Source organism: Litorivita pollutaquae (assembly GCF_003205515.1).
Taxonomy (GTDB): domain Bacteria; phylum Pseudomonadota; class Alphaproteobacteria; order Rhodobacterales; family Rhodobacteraceae; genus Litorivita; species Litorivita pollutaquae.
Genome location: NZ_KZ826481.1, coordinates 37,611 through 50,353, shown reverse-complemented (window position 1 = coordinate 50,353; position 12,743 = coordinate 37,611). Strand labels below are relative to the sequence as shown.

At 59.6% G+C, this 12,743-nt stretch carries 11 protein-coding genes; 5 read left to right on the top strand and 6 right to left on the bottom strand.

Features of this window, described 5'->3' with window-relative positions; translation table 11 throughout:
• Positions 1 to 84 precede the first annotated feature (84 nt).
• The 5 genes from speB to DI396_RS00230 all read left to right on the top strand — a co-directional run bounded on the left by speB (position 85) and on the right by DI396_RS00230 (position 4,553).
• The gene (gene speB, locus DI396_RS00250) at positions 85 to 1,047 is read left to right on the top strand and encodes an agmatinase (RefSeq protein ID WP_110794773.1); all 963 of its coding nucleotides are present in this window, start codon (positions 85 to 87) and stop codon (positions 1,045 to 1,047) included.
• A gap of 5 nt (positions 1,048 to 1,052) precedes the next feature.
• The gene (locus DI396_RS00245) at positions 1,053 to 1,460 is read left to right on the top strand and encodes a DUF1499 domain-containing protein (protein WP_110794774.1); all 408 of its coding nucleotides are present in this window, start codon (positions 1,053 to 1,055) and stop codon (positions 1,458 to 1,460) included.
• 178 nt (positions 1,461 to 1,638) lie between these two features.
• The gene (gene prfA, locus DI396_RS00240; protein WP_110794181.1) at positions 1,639 to 2,688 is read left to right on the top strand and encodes a peptide chain release factor 1; all 1,050 of its coding nucleotides are present in this window, start codon (positions 1,639 to 1,641) and stop codon (positions 2,686 to 2,688) included.
• Positions 2,681 to 3,568 carry a peptide chain release factor N(5)-glutamine methyltransferase gene (gene prmC / locus DI396_RS00235; protein ID WP_204362763.1) on the top strand — a complete coding sequence of 296 codons (888 nt, stop codon included), beginning with the start codon at positions 2,681 to 2,683 and terminating at the stop codon, positions 3,566 to 3,568. Before prfA ends, prmC begins: the two co-directional genes overlap by 8 nt.
• Before the next feature lie 283 nt (positions 3,569 to 3,851).
• Positions 3,852 to 4,553: a DUF4167 domain-containing protein gene (locus DI396_RS00230; RefSeq protein WP_110794179.1), complete on the top strand. Its 702-nt coding sequence runs from the start codon at positions 3,852 to 3,854 to the stop codon at positions 4,551 to 4,553.
• A 261-nt stretch (positions 4,554 to 4,814) separates the two neighbouring features.
• Here the strand turns inward: DI396_RS00230 and rsmA are convergent, their stop codons facing one another.
• The 6 genes from rsmA to DI396_RS00200 form a co-directional block, all read right to left on the bottom strand.
• Positions 4,815 to 5,651, bottom strand: a complete 837-nt coding sequence (rsmA, locus tag DI396_RS00225; protein ID WP_110794178.1) for a 16S rRNA (adenine(1518)-N(6)/adenine(1519)-N(6))-dimethyltransferase RsmA — start codon at positions 5,649 to 5,651, stop codon at positions 4,815 to 4,817.
• Between the two features lie 80 nt (positions 5,652 to 5,731).
• A complete protein-coding gene (pdxA, locus tag DI396_RS00220) occupies positions 5,732 to 6,727 on the bottom strand; it encodes a 4-hydroxythreonine-4-phosphate dehydrogenase PdxA (RefSeq protein ID WP_110794177.1) in 996 nt (331 codons plus the stop codon).
• A complete protein-coding gene (locus tag DI396_RS00215) occupies positions 6,724 to 8,025 on the bottom strand; it encodes a peptidylprolyl isomerase (RefSeq protein WP_235851685.1) in 1,302 nt (433 codons plus the stop codon). The genes pdxA and DI396_RS00215 overlap by 4 nt, the downstream gene beginning before the upstream one ends.
• 20 nt (positions 8,026 to 8,045) lie before the next feature.
• The gene (locus tag DI396_RS00210) at positions 8,046 to 10,298 is read right to left on the bottom strand and encodes an LPS-assembly protein LptD (protein ID WP_110794176.1); all 2,253 of its coding nucleotides are present in this window, start codon (positions 10,296 to 10,298) and stop codon (positions 8,046 to 8,048) included.
• The gene (gene lptG / locus DI396_RS00205) at positions 10,298 to 11,392 is read right to left on the bottom strand and encodes an LPS export ABC transporter permease LptG (protein ID WP_110794175.1); all 1,095 of its coding nucleotides are present in this window, start codon (positions 11,390 to 11,392) and stop codon (positions 10,298 to 10,300) included. The genes DI396_RS00210 and lptG overlap by 1 nt, the downstream gene beginning before the upstream one ends.
• Positions 11,389 to 12,699 (bottom strand): LPS export ABC transporter permease LptF, encoded by a 1,311-nt coding sequence (locus tag DI396_RS00200; protein WP_110794174.1) that lies wholly within the window; start codon positions 12,697 to 12,699, stop codon positions 11,389 to 11,391. The genes lptG and DI396_RS00200 overlap by 4 nt, the downstream gene beginning before the upstream one ends.
• Positions 12,700 to 12,743: the final 44 nt, after the last annotated feature.

Below are 12,743 nucleotides of genomic sequence, written 5' to 3'. Positions count from 1 at the left end.
GTTTGGATGGCAGGGTAGCCGTGCAGCCCCGGATGTCCATAGGGAGGGCGCGCGCGCAAAATGTGGCATGGAAAGCAGGTTTTGATGGCTCTGGAAGACGCGAAAACGCAAGTAGATCATTCCTTTACCCGGGATGAGGCACGCGGATTGAGTTATGAAAATGCCTTTGGCGGCGCGCTCAGCTTTCTGCGGCGCAGATATACCAAAGACCTCACCGGCGTTGACATTGCCGTCACGGGGGTGCCGTTTGACCAAGCGGTCACCAATCGCCCTGGCACCCGTCTTGGCCCGCGTGCCATCCGCGAGGCATCGAGCTTGCAACCCTATGATCCGCCCTATGGTTGGGGCTTTGACCCTTTGAGCGAATTTGCCGTGATTGATTATGGTGATCTGGCCTTTGATTACGCCAATGTCGCGGCCTTCCCCGATGCGCTGACTGCTCATATCAAGGGCATATTGGAGGCGGGCGCCGCGAGCATCTGCTTGGGCGGGGATCATTATATTTCCTTTCCGATCCTCAAAGCCTACGCCGATAAATACGGGCCGCTGTCATTGCTGCATTTTGATGCGCATTCCGACACTTGGGTTGATGATGATATGTCCCGCATTGATCACGGCACCATGTTTTACAAGGCGGTGAAGCTGGGGCTGATTGATCCGCAGACCTCGGTTCAGGTCGGCATTCGCACCCATAATGATGACACTCTGGGGGTGAATATCATTGATGCCCGCGAAGTGCATGAGGGGGGCGCGGCAGCAGCGGCGCAGAAAATAAAATCCATTCTCGGGGATCGCCCGACCTATGTGACGTTTGACATTGATTGCCTTGACCCGGGGACCGCGCCGGGCACCGGAACGCCGGTCTGGGGCGGGTTAAGTTCCGGTCAGGCGGCGATTATTCTGCGTGATGTGGCTGGGATCAATATGGTCGGCGGTGATGTTGTCGAGGTCTCGCCGCCTTATGACCCCTCCGGAGCCACCGCCGTGGCCGGCGCCCATGTGGCGATGGAGCTGATTTGCCTTTGGGCCTATAATAATCGAAAGTGAAGATCATGCTGTACATCATTGTTATTGTTGCTCTTATCGCGATTGGGTTCGCGGTCTATGTGCGGCTTGCTCCATCGGACGCGGCCCGTTGGCACCAGATGCCCGAGGGTGCGGAACGTCAGGATTTCGACGGCGGTTGCATCCGCATTGGCACCACCGGCCCGCAGGGCATATCGTTGCTCGACCGGATTATCATGTCCGGCCCGCGCACGCAGGTTCTTGCCGGATCGGTCGAAGACGGTATGGTGACCTATATCATCCGCTCAAAGCTCTGGGGGTTTCCCGATTATGTCACGGTGCGGCAGCTCGGCGACACGTTGCAAATCTATTCCCGCCTGCGGTTCGGAAAATCCGATATGGGGGTCAACAAAACCCGCGTCGACGGATGGTTGTCGGTCCTTGCGCGGCAGTAATGGCCTCCGGGGCAAAGGGTCCCGCGCCATTCCCTGTGCGATTTGTGCAAGATCCTGAGGCGTAGACATTATTGCGGTGAGGCGGCATCGGCCATTTGATGTGCCCACGTCTTGCGTTACCGCGTCTTGCGCAACACAGCCCCCTTGACCAAATCGCCGCGATAAGAGACAGACCCACATGGTTCCACAACATACATTAGAGCAGATCACCCAGCGGTTTCAGTTTCTTGAAGCACAGATGGCCGAAGGCAGCAGCGATATCGCCAAGCTGGCCAAGGAGTATTCCGACCTGCGCCCGCTGATCGAGCAAATCGATCAATATCGCCAATTGCTGGCTGACATTGAAAGCGCCGAGGAAATGCTTGGTGATCCGGATATGAAGGAATTGGCCGAAGAAGAATTGCCGGCGCTCAGGCGCGCCTTGCCCGATGCCGAGGCGGCGTTGCAATTGGCGCTTTTGCCCAAAGACGCCGCCGATGCCCGCCCTGCGATTATCGAAATCCGCCCCGGCACGGGCGGCGATGAGGCGGCGCTTTTTGCCGGTGATTTGCTGCGCATGTATCAACGGTATGCCGAAGCGCGCGGCTGGAAATTCGAGATCATCGAAGAGCAGGAAAGTGATCTGGGCGGCATCAAGGAAGTGATCGGCCATATCAAAGGCGAGAATGTTTTTGCGCGGTTGAAATTCGAAAGCGGCGTGCACCGCGTGCAGCGGGTACCGGAAACCGAAAGCGGCGGGCGCATTCATACCTCGGCGGCGACAGTTGCGGTGCTTCCCGAAGCCGAAGATGTCGATATCGAAGTCAACGCCAATGACATCCGCATTGATACGATGCGGTCCTCCGGTGCGGGCGGCCAACACGTCAACACCACAGATTCGGCGGTGCGGATCACCCATTTGCCCACCGGGATTGTGGTCACCTCGTCCGAGAAATCCCAACACCGCAACCGCGAAATTGCCATGCAGGTGCTCAAAACCCGCCTCTATGATCTGGAGCGACAACGCATCGACGGCGAACGTTCTGCGGACCGCAAAAGTCAGGTGGGCAGCGGCGATCGCTCCGAACGGATCCGCACCTATAATTTTCCGCAAGGGCGCATGACGGATCACCGCATCAACCTGACGCTTTATAAACTCGACGCGGTAATGGGGGGGGATTTGGACGAAATCATAGATGCGTTGACCGCCCATGCACAGGCCGAACAATTGGCCGCGATGAATGGCTAGGACCAGCAGCGCACCGCAGAGCGGGAAGGGGCACGGGCCGATTGTTGCGCAAACTCCGACGCAGGCTTTGGCAATGGCCTTGGCCATCGGCCGCGCGGCCTTGGGCGATGACCGGGAAAGGGATGCGCGCGCGCTTTTGGCCCATGCAGCAGGGATCACACCGTCGCGGTTGATGATGCTGGATGTCGAAGCATTCGACGCGGCTTTGATGCAGTGCTATGCCGACGCGCTTTCGCGCCGCAGCTTGGGAGAACCTGTCTCGAAAATCACTGGAAAACGCGCGTTTTGGAACCATGATTTCATTGTCACAGCCGATGTTCTGGACCCGCGTCCGGACACTGAAACCCTCGTGGCTAAGGCGCTTGAGCGACCGTTTGAGCGCATCCTTGATCTGGGCACCGGATCGGGTTGTATTTTGCTGAGCCTTTTGGCCGAACGCGGTGAGGCACAGGGTGTCGGTGTCGATCTTTCAGAACCTGCGCTTGATGTGGCCCGCGCCAATGCGGCGGCCATTGGCGTCGTGGACCGTGTGCAATGGCTGCATGGCGATTGGTTCGATGCGGTGACGGGCCGGTTCGATTTGATCGTCTCCAACCCGCCCTATATCGCCGCCGAAGAGATGGCCGAATTGGACCGCGAGGTGCGCGATCATGACCCGGCGATGGCCCTGACCCCGGGCGGCGACGGGCTTGACCCTTATCGTATCATCGCGGCGCAAGCGGGCAGCTATCTGCATCCGAACGGACGGCTTATTGTCGAGATGGGCTGGCAACAAGGCCCGCAAGTTGCGGCGATCCTCTCGGCGTCGGGGTGGCGCGATGTCGCTATCTGGCCCGATCTTGAGGGACGCGACCGTGCGGTTTCAGCCACGGCCCCCTGACGTGCGGTCCATAGGGCCATCCGCGAGAGGGGGGTGTTGGGGGAAATACCGCCGAATATGCGCAGTTATCCCGGTTTTTTCGCGCTAATCGCGCCAAAAACCTCACTTAACACTTGTCATGTCCGCCCGCTCTGTTTAACTCTATGGCTGTCGAGACGGCGGACGCGGTTCTGCGATCCCTCCCGACGCCAAGCCACAAATTGTCGCTCATCCGAATGACCCGCGCCTCCTGCGCACCCCGGGCCACAGCGACGTCCAAACGCATAAGGCTGGACAGCTTACAATGAGATCTCCTAAATCCCGCTCGCGGAATAAATCCAACCGGAACAATAATAACAACCGGTCGGGCGTCAATATCGTCAACCGCGTTTTCGATAGCAGCGGCCCCGAAGGCAAAGTGCGCGGCACGCCGAGCCAGATCATCGAAAAATACAACCAATTGGCCCGCGATGCGCAGTTGAGCAATGACCGTGTTGCGACGGAAAACTTCCAGCAACACGCCGAACATTACATGCGTTTGCTGAGTGCGGCACAAAAAGAGATTGATGCACGGCGCGAGCAGCAAGAGCGCGAAAATCGTGACCGTCAGGCCGAGCGTGACCGGCAAAATGCCGAACGCGACCGTCAGCGCGCAGAACAGCGCGAGGCCAACAACCAGCAAGAACAAAACACGCAGCAAGGCGAGGGCGAACAGCAGACCAGCCCCGAGAATGCTGCGGATGGGAACAAAACATCGTCGCGCAAAGAGCGCCGGCCGCGCCGCGAACGCGCCGCTCCGCAAGACGAATTGCCCGCTTTCATCACCGATCCCGGCGCAGCACCGCAACCCGATGTGGTCGCCGCGCCTGCTGCAGATACCGCTGATAGCGGTCTGGTCGAGACGCCGGAAAGCAAACCCAAACGTGCGCCGCGCAAACCCCGCGCCAAAAAAGCCGATACCGCGCCGGCGCCTGCTGAAAACGATCCGAAAGACGCCGCAGAATAACGCAGGTGTCCCTTTGGACAACAATGCCCGCCTGCGTTCGTCGCGGCGGGCATTTTTGTCTGCAAAATTCGATTGGTTTTGGCCGCCGGTGATGTTTCTGGGCCGCGCCCCAGCAATGGAAATCGCGCCGCAGCCCCATCTTCGTCTACGATGTCTTTGCCGTCACGCATTGCCTGCGGCGGTGACCGCGCCAACCCCCGTGATCCGCAGGGGACGCTGCGCACATTGCTCATTATGGCAGACAGGCGGTGGGGTGGCCGATTATTCCAAGGTGCGCGCGAGGGCGCAAAATTGCTCCAACTCGACGTTTTCGGCGCGATCTGTGGGCTTGATCCCCGATGCGATCAACCGGTCCTCGATGTCCGGCGCAAGCCCTTTGAGCGAGGCGCGCAGCATTTTACGCCGCTGGTTGAACCCCATCGCAACACAGCGTTCCAGCAGCTTTGCCTTGGCCGGATATCGCGGTTCCGGCAGGGCGTTGAGATGCACCACGGCGGAATGCACTTTGGGCGGCGGGGTGAAAGCTTCGGGCGGCAAAGACATGACGATTTGCGCATCGCACCGCCATTGCGCGAGAATGCCGAGCCGCCCATAGGCCTTTGAACCGGTGGTTGCGACGATCCGGTTGGCAACCTCGCGTTGGAACATCAAGGTCAGACTTTGCCAAAAGGGCGGCCATTCGGGCGGCGTCAGCCAGCGCACCAACAATTCGGTGCCGACATTATAGGGCAGGTTCGCAGCGATGCGGATCGGCGGCGTCAGATGTTCAAGCGGGTTTATATCGAGCGCATCGCCCTCGATCACGGTGAGCCGTCCGTCATAGGCCTCTGAGATCTCGGCTAAGGCGGGGATGCAGCGCGCATCTTTTTCGATGGCCAGCACGCGCCGCGCGCCTTCGCCAAGCAGGCCGCGGGTCAACCCACCGGGACCGGGGCCAATTTCCAGAACATCGCATTGGGTCAAGTCCCCGGCCATACGGGCGATTTTGGATGTGAGGTTGAGATCCAGAAGAAAATTCTGTCCCAGGGATTTACGGGCATCAAGCCCATGGTTTTTAATGACTTGGGCGAGGGAAGGAAGCGTGTCGATTGCGCTCATGTTGCGGTGCTCCTTGGCGGGCGGCGGAGGCCTCCGGCGGGGATATTTGAGGAAAGTAGAAACAAGGGAGGCGCGGGCGCCTATCCAGAGGCCGCCGCGCGGGCGGCCCCCATCGAAGCCGCCACTTTAAGCGCTTCGATCAGCGAAGAGGGATTGGCAATGCCTTTGCCAGCGATATCAAAGGCGGTGCCATGATCGGGCGAGGTGCGGATGAACGGCAATCCGAGGGTGATATTGACGCCGCGATCGAAATCTAGCGTTTTGATCGGGATCAAGGCTTGGTCGTGATACATGCAGATCGCCACGTCATAGCGGGCGCGGGCAGGGGCATGAAACATCGTATCGGCGGGCAGGGGCCCGGCAATATCGAGACCTTGGCCGCGCAGCGCGTCTAGCGTCGGGGTGATCATCTCGATTTCTTCCATCCCCATCGCGCCACCTTCGCCCGCATGGGGGTTTAATCCGGCCACGGCAAGGCGCGGGCGCGCAATGCCGAAATCACGGCGCAAAGCCGCATGGGTGATCAATATCGTATCGGTGAGCAACGCCGGGTTCAGGGCCACCGGCACGTCCTTGATCGCGATGTGGATCGTCACCGGCACAACGCGCAATTGCGGTGAGGCCAGCATCATCACCACACGGTCGCGGCCGGCCAGCGCAGCAAGGTATTCGGTATGGCCGGGGTAGGCGAAACCGGCCCCGTCTTTGAGCGCCTTTTTGTGAATCGGCGCGGTGCAAATCGCCGAGGCCGCGTCGGACATGGTAAGATCCACAGCGCGGGCAATCACGTCAATCACGCCTTGGGCATTGGCCGGATCTGCGCTGCCTCGCCGTGCATCACCGGCAAATTCATGGGCCAGAACCGGTAAACCATGCGCGGAAGCGGCAGGGGTTTCGGATGGATCATCTATCAAACTTAGGGCCGTGCCTGCGGGCAGATGCCGGGGGTCACCGATCCAGAAAAACGGCAATGTCGCGCCGAGGCTTTGCCAGGCGGCCACAGCCAATTCCGGCCCGACACCTGCCGGTTCACCGCAGGTCATGGCCACCGGGGCTGTGGTCTTGGCTGCGCTCATTGCTCGCGAATGCGGGCGGCGCTGCGCAGCTCGGCAAGAAAACCCTCGGCGTAAGCGATAAGACGGCGATTCTTGAGTTGCAGCGACAGTTCTTCGCGACCGATCCCTTCGGTCAACGCGGTTGAACGCCCGCAAAGCATCAAAAACACCAATGTTTGACCATCGCTGCGGGTCAAGGCTGTCGACACTTCGTTGTCGTCAAGCTTGGCCAACTCCAGCGCGATGTCGGAGGGAATTTCGGCGGGCAGCTTGCTGCCCCGCTCTAGAATGTCTTCGGGTTGGTCCTTGGCAATGCCGTAGAGATCATCACAGGTATCGACGCGGGATTTGATTTTGGCCGCTGCGGCCAATGCGTCGCTGCTGCGCCCGCCGGGGATGTAATAGGCGGCATAGTCAATGGCCGAATACTCAGGTTGCGTCACGCCGGTTTCTTCAATGGCGCGCATCTGGAACAAGGCCACCGCACCGTTCAATGGGATTGGGGCGCTGACCTGTCCGGGGGCCAAGCCAAGGATCACCGGACGCAGCGCAGGCGGCAATTTTGTCAAAGGCATCCAATCGAGACGCCCGCCGCGCGAGCGGGTGGCCGAAGCGGAATACTGACGCGCCGCAGAGGCAAAGGCGGCCTCTCCCTCCAGACGCGCCAATTCGGCGGCCCGGGCTTGCACGGCTGCGGCCTCTTGTGGCGGGGCCGGCATGATGATTTCCGACAGCAACACCCGCACGTCCGATCCAGCGGTCGCGCGTTCGGCGCGGTCCAATTCATCTTCGGAGACCGAGACGCGGCTGGCGAAGCGTGCACGGACATATTCGCGCCAAACGAGACCGGATTCGGCAAAGGCGCGGAAGGTTTGTTCCGACACGCCGGCGCCTTCGAGCGCGCGAATGAACTGCTCGGCATTCATATTGGCGCGGGCGGAAAACTCTTCCATGCCTTCCATCACCTGATCGGGAGTCGCGGTGATGCCGGCGGATTTGGCCACAGACATTTTCAGCCGGTCTTCGATCAATTGCTCACGGGCCAATTCATTGGGATCGCCGGGCGCGCGCAGCAACGTCAAAAACCGGGCGCGTTGCTCCAATTCATACCCGGTGATCACCGCGTCATTGACCTTGATAACAGGGGCAAAGAGGTCTTGCGCCGCGGCCATCCGCGGCAGCGCCATAAGCACGGCAAGCCCCAGGGCCGCCACTGCCAAAAGCGTCGATGCGCGGCGCATCACTGTGCGATCATCGTGGGCCACGGCCATCGATGTATTGCGAAGCGGGGAAGTGGGCTGGGCAAAGGGGTGGGTCATTGCGGTGTCGTCCTGCCTGTTTAATTCTTGCATCTGCGCGTATAGCTTTTGTCGATAGTGTCAGTGCTAAAGCCTCGCAGCCCGACCGTAAAGGAAATGTCGGTTGAGGGCGCAAGGATAAGCGAGGAAGTGAAGCGGCGCGAGAGCGAAAGCATCACATCCACACATTCGTTACGGTATTGGATACCGATCCCGGCTTCGGCGGTGCGGTCATCGGCCACATCATAACGCCAATTGGCCGATCCGATCCAATGGCGGGCAATGCGGTAGCTGCCATCGATCGACCATTCCGAGACGGTGTCGGGGCGATCCTCTACGGTGTCGGCCCCCAGCCAGACATAAGAGGCGGACAGGTTCGCCGCGTCGGATTTGAACCATTCGGCGCGCGCCTCGATCTTGCTCAGGTCCAGATCCATATCCAACACCCCGCGCCCGGTCAGGGCCAGTCCGTTGGCGCTGCGCCATTGGCTGCCAACCAAAATACCCGATGTCTTGCCCGACAGGCCCGACGAACGGGTGAAATCGCTATCGGCCTCGTCGCGGAACACCTGACCCAAAACAAAGGTGCTTTCATTGCCCGAAGCCGCATAGCGTGACCAACGGGTGCCAAGCGCCAAGGCCGTGCCGCGTTCGCGCCGGTCTGTTGCGTTGAACCGCGACAGGGAAAACAGATTGCCGCTGTCAAATTCGTTGAGCGTGGATTGCTCGTTCGGGACATTTAATTTTTCGCCCCCGGTCCAGCTGATCTGGGCCATCGGTTCAACCACATGGCGGGTGCCATTGGCTGTGGTTTTTTCCAAAGGATAACTCAACCGCAGCGCGCCGGTCGGCGTCATCTGTGCGGTTGAACCGGGGTAACTCGAATCTTGGGCGATGATGAAACTGTCAAAGGATAGCGCGCCGGTGGCCCCAAGCCGCAGCCCCCCCGCCAATGTCCAATCGCGCGACCAGAGCATTGTCGCCGAAAGCTGTGTGACATCGCGCCCGTCGGTGATCAAATCGCTATCGGTGCTGTCATAATCGAGATCCGAGTACCGGTAGAAATGCCGCAGCCCCGCCGACAACCGCAGCTCGCCGCCCAACGCAGAGGGAAACAGCCGTCGCTCATAATTCAAATCAGCAATGATCGACGGGATCGTGGCGTTGCGTTCGTCTTCGCGCAGCGTGTGGTAATTGGTCAGCGCTGCATTGATATACTCGCCGCGTCGCACCCGGTTCAGGGTGATGTCGCTGTCCAAACGGTCTTTGCTCGAATATCCGTAATCGACCAGATAGGCGTCATCCTTCACCGCCTCGATGTCGAAGCTGAGGGTGAAATCGCGGGGCAGGGCGAATTGCCCGTTGGCGAATAGATAAGCCCGTGTGTCGTCTTGCAAACTGTCTTGACTGAAAGCGCCAGTGATCTCGATTTGACCATTCCGGTAGGATTGCCGATAGCGCCATTCAAGCGTCCGGCTGTCGCGCGACAGATATGGCGTCAGGGTCAGATCGCGGTGGTCACCCATCTTGATGAAATACGGCACCCGCACCCCAAACCCCAACAAGGTCGAGCTATGCGACGAGGGGACCAAGAACCCGGTGGCGCGGGTTTGGGTCGGGTCGGGTAAGCGCAGGCGCGGCAGGTACAGCACCGGAAAATCCAAGACCCGCAGCTGTGCTTTGGTAAAGTGAAGCTGCCGCGCGTCTTGGTCATGTACCACGCTTTCGGCACGGATTTGCCAGAGCGGTGCGCGCGCGACACCATCGGCAGCGCACACACGACAAGAGGTCACCGAAGCTTTGTAAAGACGGCTGTACCGTCCGTTGGCGCGGCTCATGTTCAAGGCGGCCAATTGCAATTGCTGATCCAGAACCAGCCGCGCCCCGCGAATGATCCCGTTTTGCAGATCGCGGTCCAATTCAGCGCTGTCGGCGATGATGATGCTGTCGTGATCTTCTCCGTCGACTGTGCCGGTTTCGGTGATCCGCACCGGCCCCTCGATCATCAATTGCCCCTCGCCGCGCAGATAGGTGATCTTGCGCGCACGCAGTCGCGTTGTGTCATAAAGCACCTCGACGGCGCCTTCGGCCACCAATGTGTTCTCATCACGTAAAAAAACGTTGTCTGCGACCAAAATGGCGGAGGGGGCGGATTCGGCTTGCGTCGTGGTGCGCGTGGCTGCGGGGGGCGCGGCGGTGTCTTGCGCCGTGGCTGCCGCCGGTTGCAACACGGGCAATGTCGCAAGCGCCGCCGCAAGCGCCGCCGCGTTGACCGTCTTCAAACCCGCGCGCATTATCCGTCCTCCATATGCAGCAAAATTCCCAATCCCAACATCACCGAGGCCACGGGCGGCGCCCAGGCCGCCAGAACAACGGGGATTTGTCCGTTCTCTCCCAAGATTTGCGCGAAATTGCGGACATAATAAAGCCCAAAGCCCAGCATAACCGCGCTCAGCACCGAAACGCCGGTTTTTCCGAACCGCACATGGCGCATTGTAAAGGCCGCCGCAACCAGAACCATCGCAATCAAAAAGACCGGTTTGGCCAATTCCATTTGAAACCACACCGCATGGCGACGCGGGGAAAACCCGGCTTGGCTGAGTTGATCGATATGCGCCGGCAGGTTCCAGATCGAGATCGCAGAGGGTTTGCCGAAGCCTTCTAAAATTCTCTCTTTGGTCAAGGAGGACGAGAGGGTAAGCTCTGTATGGTTTTGGACCTGTGCTTCGGGGTTGATCCCCGCAGTCAAAGGCCAGACAGTGGCATCGGTCAACCGCCAGTTGCCGGCCCCGAGCGTAGCGGATTGCGCTTCGATCCGGCGTATCGGGCCCGTCATGCCATAGCTGATAAAACTCACATCATAGAGCACCGTGGCCTGGGGATTGGCCCGCGCCGCGCGGATCACGGTTTGCCCTTCGGCATCGGCCTGACGCAACCAAAGCCCTTCGGAGGAGATCGACAACACTTCTTCGGTGCCGGTGGAATAGAATTCATAGAGTTGCGAAAACTGTTTTGACGTGGCCGCAACGATCGGATTGAGCACCGAAATCGCCACCATGCCAATCGCTGCCGCCACGATTACCGGCGCGATCAATGAGGTCAGTGCCGACCGCCCCGAGGCCCGCAAGACAACCAATTCCGAGCTGCGCGCCAACCCCAGATACAGCACCACCGTGGCGAGGATCATCACCAAAGGCATGATTGTGTAAAATCCGTCTGGCGCATTCAAAAGCGTCAGTTCAACCACCTGTCCGAAGCTGGCCGAAGTGTCGCCCAAACGACGCAATTGTTCGACCAGATCAATCAATGTGGTCAGCAAGATAAACACCGCAGAAAGCCCGAAGAAGCTTTTGGCGAATTTGCGTGCGAAATAAAAATGCAGCCTCATGTCATCGGCTCCGTCGCGGGACCGCGCGTTGTCATCTGGTCCCGTGTTTCGGGCGCTGCACCGGTCTCACGGCCAGCTTGATCGGGGGCGTATGTATTGCCCTCGCCGCCATTGCCATTGCCACCGTCCGGGGCCGGCCGGTGCGGCCGCCCGCGTCGGCGTTTGCGCCCCGACCACGCCAAAAGCCCGCCGGCCATGGCAAACCCGATCAGTTCCGGCAAATAGATCAAGGGCCAAAGCGCGTCGTTGCGCCGCGCGGGTGTCGTGACCGCGCCCTCGATGGATTTCACCACCACCAGCAAGAGCAACGCCATGATGATCTGCCGCCAGACACCAAACCGCGAAAATCCGCCAACCAAAAGTGCCGAAAACCCGATCAGGGCACCGACAACGCATAAGAGCGGCTCGGCAAACCGTTGATGTAGCCGCGCCAAAACCTCGCTGAGCGGAAGGCCGGTTTCGGCCGCAAGTTTGGCAGGATCGGTGATAAACCGGTGGCTGGGTTGATACACCACATTGCGGGTGTCCACAGTGTCCACAGAAATCAAACCGCTGATATCATAGGATAAGTCGGAAAAATGTGTAGTCGATAGGCGATTTTCGGCGAGATTGAGCTGCTGCACCATCCCATCGACCATGACCAGTTTTGTGGTCTGGCCGGTGCCCTTGCCATCTTCGCGTGCCGGGGTGTTCGGGCCTTGGGTCTCCGGAGGGGCGGCGCGCACCAAATAGGCGCTTTTGGCAGTATAGGTGACCGCCGATCCGGTTTGTGAGCGGTCGGAGAGGAACACATCATTGAGTGTGCCATCCAAAGCGATTTCAGCGATATAGAAAGTCACGCCCTCGGTCGGATGCAAAAATGTGCCTTCGGTCAGCAGTTTGGCAGTGACATTGCGCGAGATCTCGGCTTCGCGCTCTTTCATCATGGCGCGGCTGATCGGCACCAATAGATGCGTCAATGTCATCATCACCATGCCGGTGATGATCCCGTAAATCAACACGGGCCGCGCCAAACGCCAGGGCGAGAACCCCGTGGCCTGCATCACCGTCAATTCGCTTTCCGAACTCAGTCGGTTGGTCACATAAACCGCGCCCGCAAAGGCAGACATCGGCAACACCAGACGGATCACATTGGGCAGGGTCAGCGCGGTGAATTCCAAAAACACCAGGGCCGATTGCCCGTCGCCCACCAAACGGTCGAACAGGCGCGCTGCGGAATTGATCCAATAGATGGACACCAGAACCAGCGCAAAAAAGCCGAACAGAACCATGAGTTGCGACAGCATATACCTGTCGAATCTGGCCAAGCGATATCCCCCAAATCTTAACTGCCTCCCGTGTTACCGCAATT